This is a genomic window from Kitasatospora sp. NPDC088264, from assembly GCF_040685715.1.
In the GTDB taxonomy this organism is placed as follows: Bacteria; Actinomycetota; Actinomycetes; order Streptomycetales; family Streptomycetaceae; genus Kitasatospora.
The window spans coordinates 44,319-59,117 of the sequence record NZ_JBFBIR010000002.1; the positions used below are offsets into that span (position 1 = coordinate 44,319).

Annotated in this window: 11 protein-coding genes; 4 read left to right on the forward strand and 7 right to left on the reverse strand. The window is 74.2% G+C overall.

Going from position 1 to position 14,799, the window contains the following annotated elements:
* Positions 1-33: 33 nt before the first annotated feature.
* Entirely contained in the window at positions 34-1,035 is a 1,002-nt protein-coding gene (locus tag AB0O82_RS02130; RefSeq protein WP_363579714.1) for a hypothetical protein, read from the reverse strand.
* A gap of 458 nt (positions 1,036-1,493) precedes the next feature.
* Entirely contained in the window at positions 1,494-4,232 is a 2,739-nt protein-coding gene (locus AB0O82_RS02135; protein ID WP_363579715.1) for an AAA family ATPase, read from the reverse strand.
* A 193-nt stretch (positions 4,233-4,425) separates the two neighbouring features.
* Here AB0O82_RS02135 and AB0O82_RS02140 point away from each other — a divergent pair, with 193 nt between their 5' ends.
* The 4 genes from AB0O82_RS02140 to AB0O82_RS02155 all read left to right on the forward strand — a co-directional run bounded on the left by AB0O82_RS02140 (position 4,426) and on the right by AB0O82_RS02155 (position 9,131).
* On the forward strand, positions 4,426-4,803 hold the full coding sequence (locus AB0O82_RS02140; RefSeq protein WP_363579716.1) for a nuclear transport factor 2 family protein: 378 nt from the start codon (positions 4,426-4,428) through the stop codon (positions 4,801-4,803).
* Between the two features lie 77 nt (positions 4,804-4,880).
* Positions 4,881-6,410: an MFS transporter gene (locus AB0O82_RS02145; RefSeq protein WP_363579717.1), complete on the forward strand. Its 1,530-nt coding sequence runs from the start codon at positions 4,881-4,883 to the stop codon at positions 6,408-6,410.
* Between the two features lie 175 nt (positions 6,411-6,585).
* Complete coding sequence (locus tag AB0O82_RS02150) at positions 6,586-8,559, forward strand: prolyl oligopeptidase family serine peptidase (RefSeq protein WP_363579718.1); 1,974 nt, start codon at positions 6,586-6,588, stop codon at positions 8,557-8,559.
* Complete coding sequence (locus tag AB0O82_RS02155; RefSeq protein ID WP_363579719.1) at positions 8,556-9,131, forward strand: hypothetical protein; 576 nt, start codon at positions 8,556-8,558, stop codon at positions 9,129-9,131. The genes AB0O82_RS02150 and AB0O82_RS02155 overlap by 4 nt, the downstream gene beginning before the upstream one ends.
* Positions 9,132-9,217: 86 nt before the next feature.
* Here the strand turns inward: AB0O82_RS02155 and AB0O82_RS02160 are convergent, their stop codons facing one another.
* From AB0O82_RS02160 to AB0O82_RS02180, 5 genes are all read right to left on the reverse strand, one after another.
* On the reverse strand, positions 9,218-10,009 hold the full coding sequence (locus AB0O82_RS02160; protein ID WP_363579720.1) for an SURF1 family protein: 792 nt from the start codon (positions 10,007-10,009) through the stop codon (positions 9,218-9,220).
* Positions 10,010-10,176: 167 nt separating this feature from the next.
* Entirely contained in the window at positions 10,177-11,364 is a 1,188-nt protein-coding gene (locus AB0O82_RS02165; protein WP_363579721.1) for a hypothetical protein, read from the reverse strand.
* On the reverse strand, positions 11,357-11,902 hold the full coding sequence (locus AB0O82_RS02170) for a SigE family RNA polymerase sigma factor (protein WP_363579722.1): 546 nt from the start codon (positions 11,900-11,902) through the stop codon (positions 11,357-11,359). Before AB0O82_RS02170 ends, AB0O82_RS02165 begins: the two co-directional genes overlap by 8 nt.
* A 392-nt stretch (positions 11,903-12,294) precedes the next feature.
* Positions 12,295-13,374, reverse strand: a complete 1,080-nt coding sequence (locus AB0O82_RS02175) for an aspartate-semialdehyde dehydrogenase (protein WP_363579723.1) — start codon at positions 13,372-13,374, stop codon at positions 12,295-12,297.
* Entirely contained in the window at positions 13,371-14,651 is a 1,281-nt protein-coding gene (locus AB0O82_RS02180) for an aspartate kinase (protein ID WP_063348651.1), read from the reverse strand. Before AB0O82_RS02180 ends, AB0O82_RS02175 begins: the two co-directional genes overlap by 4 nt.
* Positions 14,652-14,799: the final 148 nt, after the last annotated feature.

A 14,799-nucleotide genomic window follows, 5' to 3' on the forward strand; every position in this document is an offset into this window, starting at 1 on the left:
CCGCCCATTCGATTGGGTGCACAAGGGCACAAGTCAGTTGAATGACGGCGGGACACCGAGGAAGGAATCACCGGCCTGGTATGCGACTCCGATGCCGTGCTCATCAAGCAGGTCCTGCATGTCCTCGTCTGGCAGAGCGGGCAGCAGCACGACGCGGCGGGGCACCTCGGGGTGATCGTTTGTCTTCACGTACCGCCCGTAGTCGAGAAGTTGGCCGAGCGCCATCCGCACAGCCTCTCGACGATTGGTGCCCTTGAGCTCGTACAACACATGGTCGGTCATGTCGTAGAGGTCAGTCAGCAGCCTCGTGGTCTTGCCCTTGACCCGGATGTCGAAGCGACAGACCTCGTGACCCTTGGTCTTCAGGTACGCCTCGAACGCGTCGCTGAGGACAGCCTCACGCCGCTCGGCTTCCGTTTCCGGGGAGGCGGACCGGTAACCCTTCTTGTTCTTGTTCCGCTCGGGCTCCACCACCTTCGCCGTGGTGGTGTCGGCCGGCACCGTTTTGGCTGTGGTCTTCGGCGCGGGTTTGATCTTGTCCACCTCGACAATCTCGACCGGACCAGCCTCCCGCAGCCGGAACACGATCACCCGCCGCTCAGCGTTGTTCTCGTCACGGGCGACGCGGACAACGTAGGGCTGGTCCTCATCAAGCTTGAACGGCCCGACGTAGCGATGGAGCTTGGCATCACTGTTCGGGTCATCGCCCACGGCCACGAACAGACGCAGGGTACGGCTCTGTTCAGCATGCCGGAGAACCGCGGAGTTGCCCTTGCCGAACCGACCACCGAACGTCTGGTGCCCAACCCGGCCGGCCCCCGTGTACTCGAAGACGCGGCCGAGTTCGTCCTCCTCGGCGAGCCAGCCGTCCTTGTAACCGTAAAGCGCTCCGGCTGCCTCATCGGAGAACAGCATGACGTTGCGCTCCTCATCAGCTGGACAGATCCCACCCTGCGGACTGCCGCCGAAGACCAGCTTGATCTCAGCACGGGTGTGGATCTCGCCGGGCTGCATGTCATTCGAGGCCGTCGTCATACCTCGACGGTAGACGACAGCACCGACAGCCCGACCACGTGCCTCATCGCCCCTCGGGAGAATCCTGGGAGAAGATCTTGAGATTGGGCCCGTCTTGGGGCCAGCACTACCAAGGCAGACCAACACTGCGACCTGCGCTTTCATCTGCCCGCGCTGGTCGTGGAGTTGCCCGAACCTCATTCGGGACGAAGAGGCCGTGGGTTCAAATCCCGCCACCCCGACCCAGTACAGAGGGCCCATCGGAGAAATCCGGTGGGCCCTCTGGCGTTGTGCGTGACCAACGTTGTGCGTGACCGACTGAGTGACCGAGCCTCAGTGTGGAGCACCCTCCTGTGCCGCAGCCCTCGCGGAGTTCCCTGGGATCGGGGGGCGGCGACGAAGGTGGGTGCGGCGTCGGCGAGTGGAGAGCAGGGCCCTGCCGGAGGTGTTCGGGAGGGCCCTTTGGTGTGGGTGGGGTGTCAGAGGGTGGCGGGGAGGTCGGCGCGGGAGGTGATGTGGAGTTTGGGGTAGGCCTTGTAGAGGTGGTGGGCGACGGTGCGGGGGCTGAGGAAGAGTTGGGCGGCGATCTCGCGGTTGGTGAGGCCTTGGGCGGCCAGGCGGGCGATCTGGAGTTCCTGGGGGGTGAGGGGGGAGTCGGGGGTGCCGGTGGGGCTGGTGGTGGGGGCCGGGGTGCCGGTGGCGGTGAGTTCGGTGCGGGCGCGGGCGGCCCAGGGGTGGGCGGCGAGGCGTTCGAAGGTTTCGAGGGCGGCGCGCAGGTGGGGGCGGGCGTCGGTGCGGCGGCGGGAGCGGCGCAGCCATTCGCCGTAGAGGAGGGCGGTGCGGGCCTGCTCGAAGGGGCGGTGGGTGCCTTCGTGGAGGTCGAGGGCGGCGCGGTAGGCGGATTCGGCGAGTTCGTCGGGGCCGAGCAGGGCCTGGCAGCGGAGTCGGAGCGCTTCGGTCCAGGGGCGGTCGGCGGCGGCGCTCCAGCGGGCGAAGCGTTCGTAGGGTTCGGCGGAGCGTTCGGGGGTGCCGAACCGGACGGCGGCTTCGACCAGGTCGGGGACGGCCCGGGTGGCGCTGACGTGGTGCCGGTGGGGGCCGGTGGTGAGGGTGTGCAGGCGGTCGGCGGCGTCGCCGGCGCGGCCGTGGCCGAGGTCGAGCAGGGCGAGTGCCCAGTGGGCCCAGGGGCGGCCGGCCGCGGGGGCGGCGGTCTGCGGGCCGGTGGTGGCGAGGGATTCGGCGGTGAGCCGGGTGCAGCGGTCGGTGTCACCGTCGAGGGCCGCCAGGTAGGCGAGGAGCGCGGTGAGTTGGCTGGTCCACTGGTGCTGGCCGGTGTCGCGGGCGAGGGCGAGGGCTTCGGTGGCGGTGACTTCGGCGTCGCGGTGGCGGCCGTGGAAGAGTTCGGCCTCGGCGAGGAAGAACTGGAGGGTGGGCATCACACCGATGGTGCCCTTGGCCCGGGCTTCGGCGACGAGTTCGCCGCCGAGTTCGGCGGTCTCGTCGTCGCGGCCGAGGATGAGGGTGGCGCCGCAGAGTTGGACGAGGTCGACGGGGGTTTCGGCGCCGGCCTTGCGGGCTGCCGCGGCGGTGTCGCGGGCGGCGGGCGGCTGTGGTGCGGGCCGGCCGAGGGCGGGGAGTACGGCGGCGGGCAGGTGGCGGGCGAGCGGGGCGAGCGGGTCGTCGTCGGCGAGCGGTAGCGCGGCCAGCCGGTCGAGGACGGCGATCACCGGCTCCTCGCCCGCGTACCAGGCGGTGTGGAAGGCCTGGAACAGCATCCGGGCGGCGTGCGGCGCCTCGATGGCGGTGCCGGCGGCGTCGAGCAGCAGCCGGTAGGCGGTCGGGTAGGAGCCGCGCCAGAAGTGCGCGGTGGCCCGGACCTGGTCGAGCAGGGCGTGTGCCAGGGGGTTGTCGGTGCGGGCCCCGGCCTCGTCGGCGAGCGTCTCGGCCCGCACCAACTTCCCTTCTTCGGTGGCGGCTTCGGCGGCCAGGACGAGGCGGCGGGTGGCGGCGTCGCGGTCCGGGGTGAGCCGGGCAGCCCGCTCGTACGCGGCGGCGGCGCCGCCGTGGGCGCCGCGGGCCTCGGCGCGGACGGCGGTGCGTTCCAGCGCGTCGGCGAGGGCGGCGTCGGGGGCGGTGGCGGCGTGGGCCTGGTGCCAGGTGCGGCGGTCGCCGTCCGGCAGTGCTCCGGCGATGGCCTGGTGAATCGCCAGCCGCTGGTGGTGCGGGGCGCGTTGCAGGATGGCAGCCCGCAGGAGCGGGTGGCGGAAGGCGATCCGGCGGTCGGGGGTGACGCTCGCCAGGCCCGATTCCTCGGCGGGGCCGAGGTGTTCGGCGGGGACGCCGAGGGCGGCCGCGGCGGGCAGGACGACGTCGAGTTCGCCGGTCTCCTCGGCGGCGGCGACCAGCAGGAGGGTCTGGGTGGCCGGGGGCAGGCCGGTGACCTGGCCGTGGAAGGCGATCAGCAGCCGGCTGGTGAGCGGCAGGCCGCCGGGCGCGGGCGGCGGCGAGCCGTGGGTGTTCGCCTGCGTCCCGGTGGCGATGGGGAGTTCGGTGAGGGCGAGCGGGTTGCCGGCCGCCTCGACGAGCAGCCGCTCGCGGACGGCGGCGGGCAGGCCGGGGCCGGCCCGGTGGTCCAGGAGCCGGGCGGCGTCGGGCTCGGGCAGGCCGGTCAGCCGGAGCTCGGGGAAGCCCGTGGTCGGGAGTTCCGGTGCGCCGCCGCCGGTGCGGGCGGCGAGCAGCAGGGCGACTCCTTCGGCCTGGAGCCGGCGGGCGGCCAGCAGCAGGGCGTCGAGGGAGGCGTCGTCCAGCCACTGCGCGTCGTCGAGGACGCACAACAGGGGCTGTTCGGTGGCGAGTTCGGCGAGCAGTCCGAGGGTGGCGAGCCCGACCAGCAGCCGGTCGACCGGGGCGCTTTCCTCGGAGAGTCCGAACGCCGCCTCCAGGGCGCGCCGTTGCGGCCCGGGCAGGGCGTGCAGCCGGTCGAGGCCGGGCGCGAGCAGCAGGCTCAGCCCGGCGAAGGGCAGTTCCGCCTCGTACTCGACGCCCGCCGCCCGGATCACCCGGAACGCCTCGCCCGCCCGCCCGACGGCGTGGTCCAGCAGTGCGGTCTTGCCGATCCCGGGCTCGCCCCGGAGCAGCAGCACCCCGCTGCGGCCTTCGCGTGCCGCGTCCAACAGTCCCGCCACGACGGACTGTTCGTGTTCCCTCCCGTACAGCATGCCCCCGACCCTACCGAGGCCCTCCCGGCCGCAGGTGCGGGCGGGCCCGCCGAGCACACCTACGTACCCCCCCGCCGGACGCTACGTACCCCCATGCCGATACGTGACTGATTCGCCCGCGCCGGCCCGTCCCTACCTTGGTGAGCAGCGGGAACGAGCCGCTCAACCACCCACCGGGACACGGGAGAAGACCATGACCGAGATCACCACCACCGCCCTCCAGCAGCTCGCCGAGCGCTACCTCGCGGTCTGGAACGAGACCGACCCGGGCGCCCGCCGCAAGCTGATCGACGAGGTGTGGGCCGTGGACGGCCGGTACACCGACCCGCTGGCCGCCGTCGCCGGCCGGGACGCGATCGGCGCGCTGATCGGCGCGGCCCAGGCCCAGTTCCCCGGGCTGGAGTTCACCCTCGGCCCGGTGGACGCGCACCACGACATCGCCCGGTTCACCTGGAACCTCGGGCCGGCCGGCGCCGAGCCGGTGGTGATCGGCTTCGACGTCCTGGTGGCCTCGCCGGACGGGCGGATCGGCTCGGTGTACGGCTTCCTGGACCGCGTCCCGGGCGCCTGACGGCAGGCCGGACGGGTCGGGGGCGACCCCCACCGCCCCCGACCCACTCCCCCCAACCCCACTGAGGAGAAGCCGAGATGAGCTCCGCCCTGACCGCCCGCCCATCGACCGCGACCGGCAATGCGCCCGGCACCGCCGCGAGCACCACCGCGCCCGGGGCCGAGGCGGCGGCCGGCGCCCCGCGCGGCCTGCTGGCGGTCGTCCTGACCGCCACCTTCATGACCGCCCTCGACTTCTTCGTCGTCAACGTCGCCGTCCCGTCCGTCCAGGCCGACCTGGGCGCCGGACCGGCCGCCGTCCAGTGGGTGATCGCCGGATTCAGCCTGGCCCTCGCGGCCGGCCTGGTCACCGCCGGCCGACTCGGCGACCGGTACGGCCGGCGCCGGGTGTTCGGGCTCGGCCTGGCCCTGTTCACCCTCGCCTCCGCGGGCTGCGGCCTCGCCCCCACCGCCGCCGCGCTGGTCGGCGCCCGGGTGGTGCAGGGTCTGGCGGCGGCGCTGATGGGCCCGCAGGTGCTGGCGATCCTGCGGACGGCGTTCAGCGGCGCGGCGCAGGCGCGGGCCTTCGCCCGGTACGGGCTGACCATGGGCGTCGGCGCGGTGTTCGGCCAGTTGATCGGCGGGCTGCTGATCCGGGCGGACCTCTTCGGCCTCGGCTGGCGCAGCTGCTTCCTGATCAACCTGCCGATCGGCCTGGCCGCTCTGGCCCTGGTCCGCCGCTGCCTGCCGGAGTCGCGCGCCCCGCAACGGCCGGGCCTGGACCCGGTGGGCGTGCTGCTGGTCACCACCGCGCTGACCGCCCTGGTGCTGCCGCTGATCCAGGGCCCCGCGCAGGGCTGGCCGCTGTGGACCTGGCTCTGCCTGGGCGGCGCGGTCGCCCTGCTGGCCGGCTTCGTGGCGCATCAGCACCGCACCCGGACCCGCGCCTCCGCCCCCGGCTCCGCCACCGCCCCCGACTCCGGCTCCGCCACCGACTCCGGCAGCGGCTCCGGCCCCGCCGCCCCGCTGGTCGACACCCGGCTGTTCCGGACCAGGGCCTTCGGCGCCGGTCTGCTCGCCCAGCTCGCCTTCTGGCTCGGCCAGGCGTCCTTCTTCCTGGTGCTCGCCCTGTACCTCCAGCTGGGCCGCGGCCTGGACGCGCTCGGCGCCGGGCTGGTGTTCACGGCGATCGGCCTCGGCTACCTGCTCACCTCCAACGCCACCCACCGCGTCGCCGCCCGGCTCGGCGGGGCCCGGACGATCGCCGTCGGCGGGCTGCTGATGGCCGTCGGGCTGGGCCTGCTCGCCCTCGCGGTGTACGGCGCGCCGGGCGGGAGCGTGTGGTGGCTGACGCCGGGGCTGTTCGTGGACGGCCTGGGAATGGGCCTGGTGATCGCCCCGGTGACCTCCGTGGTGCTGGCCGGGGTCGAGCCCCAGCTGGTCGGGTCGGCCGCCGGGGTGCTGGCCACCGTGCAGCAGGTCGGCGGGGCGCTGGGCATCGCACTGATCGGCCTGCTCTACTACGGCGGAGGCGACCCGGCGGCCGCGTTCGGCCGCAGCGTGACGGCGCTGGCGGCGCTGGAGCTGGTGCTGGTGGGCCTGGTCCGGCTGCTGCCGCGGAAGGGCTAGCGGGACCGAGCGGGCGCGCACGAGCGGACGGGCTCACAGGAGCGGACGGGATCCCGGGAACGGGGGTGGGAGGGACGGGGCGGGTGGGGCGGGCGGGTGAGCTGCGGCCACCCGCCCGCCCCGTTCCGTCGCCCGCCCGTTCCGTTCTGTCCCCCCGATCGGGTTGGATGGTCGGATGAGCGAGGAGAAGAGCGCCGTACCGGCGTGGGAGCAGCGGTTCAGGGCAGCACGGGTGTCACTCCCCGACTGGGCCGAGGACGCCCCCGACCGGGCGCTGTACGTGTCCAACGCGACCGGCACCTACGAGGTCTACGCCTGGGACCGGGTCACCGGCACCCACCGGCAGGTCACCGACCGGCCGAACGGCACCACCGACGCCGAGCTGTCCCCCGACGGCGCCTGGGTGTGGTGGTTCGACGACCACGACGGGGACGAGTTCGGCGTCTGGCGCCGCCAGCCCTTCGCCGGCGGGCCTGCGGACCGCAGCGCCGGCACCCCCGACGAGGAGGCCGTGCCCGGCCTCGCCCCCTCCTACTCGGCCGGCCTGGCGCTCGGCCGCGACGGCACGGTGGTCGTCGGACGTTCCACCGACGAGGACGGCACCACCCTGCACCTGCGCCGCCCTGGAGCGGCCGAGGCCGTCGAGATCTACCGGCACGCGGAGTACGGCGGCGTCGGCGACCTCAGCTACGACGGCACGCTGCTCGCCATCGACCACACCGAGCACGGCGACGCGATGCACTCCGCGATCCGGATCGTCCGCCTCTCGGACGGCACGAGTGGCACGAGCGGCACGACGGGCGAGCCCGCCGAACCCGTCGAAACCGTCGAAACCGTCGCCGAACTCGACGAGGTGACCGGCCGGGACGAGCCGCGCGGCGTCGCCTACCTCGGCTTCGCCCCGGTCGACGGCGACACCCGGCTGCTGGTGGCCCACCAGCGCACCGGCCGCTGGGAGCCGATGATCTGGGACGTCGCCACCGGCGCCGAGACCGCGCTGCCGCTGCGCGACGAGCAGGGGCGCGAGCTGCCCGGCGACGTCTCCGCGCAGTGGTGCCCCGGCGCCGAGGCGCTGCTCGTCGAGCACGAGTACGAGGCGCGCAGCGAACTGTTCTCGTACACGCTCGCCGACGGTCGGCTGACCCGGCTGGACACCCCGCGCGGCACCGTCGGCGGCGCCACCGCCCGCCCGGACGGCACCGTCGAGTACCTGTGGTCCTCCGCCGCCGAGCCCTCCGCCGTCCGCTCCACCGCCGGGACGGTCGTGCTGCGGGCGCCCGGCGCGGTGCCGCCCGGCTCCGTCCCGGTCGAGGACATCTGGGTGGACGGGCCCGGCGGGCGGGTGCACGCCCTGGTGCAGCGTCCGGCCGGGGCGGGCGAGGGGCCCTTCCCGACCGTGTTCGAGATCCACGGCGGCCCCACCCACCACGACAGCGACTCCTTCGCCGCCGGCCCGGCCGCCTGGCTGGACCACGGCTTCGCGGTGGTCCGGGTCAACTACCGCGGCTCCACCGGCTACGGCCAGGCCTGGACCGACGCCCTGCACGAGCGGGTCGGCCTGATCGAGCTGGAGGACATCGCGGCCGTCCGGGAGTGGGCGGTCGCCAGCGGCCTCGCCGACCCGCGCCGGCTGGTGCTCACCGGCGGCAGCTGGGGCGGCTACCTGACCCTGCTGGGCATCGGCGTCCAGCCGGACAGCTGGACGCTGGGCGTCGCCGCCGTGCCCGTCGCGGACTACCACGCCGCGTACGCCGACGAGATGGAAGCGCTCAAGTCGCTGGACCGCACCCTCTTCGGGGGCACCCCGGAGGAGGTCCCGGAGCGCTTCACCGCCTCCTCGCCGCTCAGCTACGTCGAGCAGGTGCGGGTGCCGGTCTACATCAGCGCCGGGGTCAACGACCCGCGCTGCCCGATCCGGCAGATCGAGAACTACGTCGGGCGGCTGGAGCAGCTGGGCAAGCCGCACGAGGTCTACCGGTACGACGCCGGGCACGGGTCGCTGGTGGTGGAGGAGCGGATCAAGCAACTGCGGCTGGAGATCGACTTCGTCCGGCGGCACCTCGCCGCGGCGTCGGAGGCCGAGGCCGTGGCCGGAACCGAGACCGGGACCGAGGCCGGGACCGAGGCCGGCGACGGGGAGACGGTGTGAGGCGTCTGCTGACGCTCGCGGGGGTGGCGGTGGCCGGGGCCCTGGTGCTCACCGGCTGCTCGGGCGGGCACGGCGCCGAGGCCGCCTGCCCGCCCCCGGCCGGCCCCACGCCGACCACGGCCGCGCCAACCGCACCGGCCGCACCGGCCGCACCGGCCGCCACCGCGACCCGCGCGAGCGCAGCGGGGCCGAACGCGCCGGGGCCGGGGCCCGCCGTCGCCCGGGCGGCGTACGCGCCTGCGGCGGGCGAGGACGCGGTCCAGCTCGCCAGGGGATCCAGCGGGTCGAAGGGCTCGTCCGGCTCGAAGGGCTCCGGGTCGAAGGGCTCCGGGTCGAAGGGCTCCGGCTCCAAGGGGACGAAGACCGGGCGCACCGTGCACCACCACATCGACCGCTACGACTCGAACGACGACGTGAGCGGCGGCCACGGCCGGTGCCACGACGAGCCGGCGTTCACCGAGTCGCCGACGCCGGTGCCGTCCTCCCCGACGGCGCCCGGTAAGCCGACGACCGCACCGGTCGTCCCGGCCCTGCCGTCCGCTCCCTCCGTCCCCGGCAAGCCAACCCGCTGAGGCGGGCCGGCCGAGCAGGGGCTGGCCGAGCAGGGGCCAGCCGAGCGGGGGCGGGCCGGCCGAGCAGGGGCGCCGAACCGCGGAGGTCAGTCCAGGACCGGGTCCAGTCCGAGGGCCCGGTCCTGCTCCGCCTCCCCCTCGCGGCGCACCAGGCGGAACCACATGAAGATGACGAAGCCCCCGAAGACGAACCACTCCAGGGTGTAGCCGAGGTTCTGGAACGCCCGCAGGGTGAGCCCGTCGCCGCCCTGCGGCTGGACCGTCGGCACCGGGGTCAGCCCGGCCGGCACCGCGTCGGCGGCGACCCAGCCGTCGTACCAGCCGTCGTACGCGAGCGCGTTGAGCAGCGCCGCCCGGTTGACCGTGCCGAGCTGACCGGCCGGCAGACCGCCCGCCACGGCGCCGTTGCTGCCACTGGACTCACCGGCCTGCAGCCGCCCGGTGACGGTCACCTGGCCGGGAGGCGGCGGCGCGGCCGCGGACGCGCCCTCGGCGGGCGCACCGGGCGCCCAGCCGCGGACCACGGCGGCGAACCGGCCGTCGGCGGTGCGCAGCGGGGTGAGCACGTAGTAGCCCTGCTTGCCGTCGACCATCCGGTTCGGGACGAGGAGCTGATGCTCCGCGTCGTAGCTGCCGGTCACGGTGACGGGCTTGCCGACGGTCTCGGTGGTCACCTGCGGGGTGGCCTGGTTGAGCAGGTCGTCGATCGGCCGCACATCACTCGAAGCGGTGACGGTCTGCTTGGTCTCCTGGTGCGACGAGAACCGGTCCTCGAACCGGCCGAGCTGCCAGGAGCCCAGCCAGACGCACACCGCCACGGCCGCGACGGCCAGCGCGGTGCCGCCGAGCCAGCGCGGAGTCAGGAGGAACCGGTACACACCCCCACGGTAACCACTCCTCACACCCGTCCCGGCCGCAGGGGTCCGCCATCGGCCGCTCCGGACCGGCTGGTCGCCCGTCCGACCCTGCCCGCCCGGCCCCGACCGCCTCCCCTGACCGCCCGCCGCCGGACCGCCCCCTGACCGCCGCCGGACCGCGAAACCCGTCAGCCCGCCGGGGGCGTGTCCGACGGCTGCGACGCCGGTGCGCCCACCGCCTGGACGCCGCCGCGGTACAGGGTGCCGGCGCAGGCCACGGGGAAGGTGGCGGTGGCAACGGCAGGGCTGCCGGGGGCGGGGGTGTGGGCGATGGTGGCGGTGGCCGGCGCGGTGGTGGGGTTGCCGGTCGGGGTGGCGGTGGGGCTGGGGGCGTTGGTGGGCCCGGCGCTGGGGGACGAGCTGGCCTGGGGGTTGGTGCTGGGGACCGCCGAGGCGTCCGAGGCCGCCGGGGCGGCACCGGTGGCGGCGGCGGGTGCCTGGGAGGCCCCGGCGGCCTGGTTGGCGCCGCCCTGGCTGGTGGGGCCGGTGGTGGCGGTGCTGCCGCCGGAGGTGGGGCAGGTCCGGTCGGGGATCCAGTCGAACGACACCCGGTAGCCGGCCTGCGGGGCGAGGACGGGGGGCTCCACGTCCATCGCGGGCAGGTCGCCGGCCGGGTCGCCGACGGCGTGGTCGGCGGTGCGCACGCGGCTGCGGTCGATCCCGCTCACCGCCGTGACGGCGACGGCGCCGGGGCCGCCGAGCCGGCAGCTGCGGCCGGAGACGTTGTACACGGTGAACGAGCCGTGGATCCGGCCGTCGGCGTCGGCCGGGCCGACCTGTGCGCCGCCCTGGCCGAGGTCCGCCCGGGTGCAGAGCGGGGTGATCGGGCTGTCGCCGGTACTGGCGGCGGGGGCTGCCGGGGCGGTGGTGCCATCGGCGCGGGTGGTGCTGGCGCCGGGGCTGGGTGAGGCGGTGGGGGTGCCGGAGGGTGACGCGGTGTCGCCGGTGCCGCTGGGGCCGGGCCGCGAGGGCGTGCCGGTGCCGGAGGCGCCGCCGGCCCTGGTGCCGGTCGGTGCGGCGGGGGCCGGGCTGCTGGCGTCGGCCGAGCCGGGGCCGCCGGACAGGCCCAGGTGCTCACCGTCGTGCAGGGCGGGCAGGGCGACGGCGACGGCGAGGGCGAGGGCGACGGCGCCGGTCCAGGCTCCGCGCCGGGCGGCCCGGCGGCGGGGTACGGCGTACCGGATCCGCGGCAGGCCGCCGGGTTCGGGCTGGATGCCGGCGACGGCGCCGCGCATCAGGTCGCGGACGCTTCGTTCCTCGGCGGAGAGCCCGTCGCCCTCACCGTCCGAGGGCCACCGCCCGGCGCCGTCAGCCATGCCCGGCCTCCATCTGGATGCGCAGGGCGGCGAGTCCGCGCGAGCCGTAGGCCTTCACCGATCCGAGCGAGATGCCGAGGGTCTCGGCGACCTGCGCCTCCGTCATGTCCACGAAGTAACGCAGCACCAGAACCTCCCGCTGACGGCGTTGCAGACCACGCAGCGCGGCCTTCAACTGGTCGCGCTCCAGCGCATCGTAAGCGCCTTCTTCTGCACTGGCCATGTCAGGCATGGGCTTGGGCAGCAGGCGCAGGCCGAGGATCCGTCGGCGCAGGGTCGAGCGGGACAGGTTGACGACGGTCTGCCGCAGGTAGGCCAGGGTCTTCTCGGGCTCGCGGACCCGGCGCCGGGCGGCGTGCACCCGGATGAACGCCTCCTGGACGACGTCCTCGCAGGTCGAGAGGTCGTCCAGGAGCAGCGCGGCGAGCCGCAGCAGGGAGCCGTAGTGGGCCTGGTAGGTCTCGGTGAGCAGGTCCTCGCTGGTACCCGCGTCGGTACCGGCACCGGAGCCCGCCGCACCGGGTGCGACCGCGGTCATCTGGTCGTCTTCCGGCCTACTCGCCGGCCACGGGGCGCGCGAGGGGAAGGCCACCACGGCTCTCGCCGGGATGCCCGCCCCTGCTCCCACCATCACGTTCGCCACGCCCGTTGGACACTCGATCCCCTGTCATGGTTGCCCAGCCCGGGGGCCATTCTTCCGCATCGGCGGAAGAGGCCTCCAGGGGATTCCATCGGGATTCCGGACAGATTGTGTCGAGGAGCGGACACGTCCTCCCCGGATCGGGGGCCGCGCGGGCCCGGGAGCGGGCGGCTCCAGGCCTTCCCGGGCCATCTCCCAGGCCTCCTACCAGGCCTCTTCCTGCGCCCTCTCCCAGGCCTCTTCCCGCGTCTCTCCCGGGCTTCCTGCCAGGCCTCTTCCCGCGCCTTCTCCTACGCCGCTCCCGGCGCGCCTTCCTGCGTCACCGTCAGCTCACCCGCCACCAGCTCCGCGATCTGCAGCAGGTTGAGCGCCGCACCCTTGCGCAGGTTGTCGCCGCAGAGGAAGAGGTCGAGCGCGGCCGGCTCGTCGAGGGCCCGGCGCACCCGTCCGACCCAGACCGGGTCCGTCCCGACCACGTCGTTCGGCGTGGGGAACTCGCCGGCCGCCGGATCGTCGTACAGCACGACCCCGGGGGCGTCGCGGAGGATCTGCTGCGCGTGCTCCTGGGTGACCTCGCGTTCGAAGAGCGCGTGCACGGCCAGCGCGTGGGTGCGGACGACCGGGATGCGGACGCAGGTCGCGGAGACCTTGAGGGCGGGCAGGCCGAGGATCTTGCGGGCCTCGGCACGGATGCCGACCTCCTCGGAGGACCAGCCGCCGTCCACCAGGGAGCCGGTCCAGGGCACCGCGTTGAGCGCGAGCGGGGCGGCGAACGGCCCGTGGTCGGCGATCACCGCGCGCAGGTCGCCGGCCTGTCGGCCGACCTCGGTGCCGGCCACCAGGGCGGTCTGCTCGCGCAGCGCCGCCTCGCCGATCCGGCCCTCGCCGGAGGCGGCCTGGTAGGAGGCGACGACGAGTTGAACGAGCCCGTACTCGGCGTGCAGGGCGCCGACGGCCGCGATCATCGCGAGGGTGGTGCTGGCGGGGCTGGCGACGATGCCGCGGGCGCGCAGCCGCAGCGCGGCCGCGTTGACCTCGGGGACGACCAGCGGCACGTCCTCGGCGGTGCGGAAGGCGGCGGAGTCGTCGACCACCACGACGCCCTTGGCGGCCGCGATCGGCGCCCACTGGGCGGAGACCTCGTCGGGGACGGCGAACACGGCGACGTCGATCCCCTCGAAGGCCTCCTCGGCCAGCGGGACGACCTCGACCGGCACCCCGCGCACGACCGGCTTGCGGCCGGCCGAACGCGGGGAGGCGACGAGTCGGATCTCGCCCCAGACGTCCTGGCGCAGGGAGAGCAGGCCGAGCAGCACCTCGCCGACCGCGCCGGTGGCGCCGACGACGGCGAGGTTCGGCCGCCGGGTCATCGCCCGGTGCCTCCGTAGACGACGGCCTCGTCCGTCTCGCTGTCCAGTCCGAAGGCGCTGTGCACGGCGCGGACGGCCTCCGGCACGTCCTCGGCGCGGGTGACGACCGAGATGCGGATCTCCGAGGTGGAGATCAGCTCGATGTTGACGCCCGCGGCGGACAGCGCCTCGAAGAAGGCCGCCGTGACACCCGGGTTGGAGCGCATGCCCGCGCCGACCAGGGAGATCTTGCCGATCGCGTCGTCGTAGCGCAGCGACTCGTAGCCGATGCCCTCCTTGACCCGGCCGAGCGCGTCGATGGCCTTCTGGCCCTCCGCCTTGGGCAGGGTGAAGGAGATGTCGGTCAGCCCGGTCGACGCGGCGGAGACGTTCTGCACCACCATGTCGATGTTGACCTCGGCGTCCGCGATGGCGCGGAAGATGCGGGCCGCCTCGCCCGGCTTGTCGGGCACGCCGACGACCGTGACCTTGGCCTCGGACGTGTCGTGGGCGACTCCGGAGATGATGGCCTGCTCCATCTCGCCCCCTTCGGGCTTGTGCGGGTTCTCGTTGCTGACGATCGTCCCGGGAAGACCCGAGAAGGACGAGCGTACGTGAATCGGGATGTTGTAGCGCCGGGCGTACTCCACGCAGCGGTCGAGCAGCACCTTGGAGCCGGACGACGCCAGCTCCAGCATGTCCTCGTACGCGATCCAGTCGATCTTGCGGGCCTTCGCCACCACGCGCGGGTCGGCGGTGAACACGCCGTCCACGTCGGTGTAGATCTCGCAGACCTCGGCCTTGAGCGCGGCGGCGAGGGCGACGGCGGTGGTGTCCGAGCCGCCGCGGCCCAGCGTGGTGATGTCCTTGCTGGTCTGCGACACGCCCTGGAAGCCGGCCACGATCGCGATGTTGCCCTCGTCCAGGGCGGTGCGGATGCGACCAGGCGTCACGTCGATGATGCGCGCCTTGTTGTGGACGGAGTCGGTGATGACGCCGGCCTGGCTGCCCGTGAAGGACTGCGCCTCGTGCCCCAGCGATTTGATCGCCATGGCCAGCAGCGCCATGGAGATGCGCTCTCCAGCGGTCAGCAGCATGTCGAACTCACGGCCGGCAGGAAGCGGTGACACCTGCTCCGCGAGTTCGATGAGCTCGTCCGTCGTGTCGCCCATTGCGGACACCACGACGACGACCTCATGGCCGGCCTTCTTGGCATCAACGATTCGGCGGGCAACGCGCTTGATGCCTTCGGCATCCGCAACGGATGAGCCGCCGTACTTCTGCACGACAAGGCCCACGTGCGCTCCTCGACTTGTGTCGTCTTCCGGGGGCACTAGGCCCCCGCACCCCCGGGGAAAAGGGGCTGTGCGGTCGGCGCCAGTCTACCGAGCAGGGGTGCCACAACCGGCGCTTTCCATATGATGAGACGCCCGTTTCAGCAGGTGG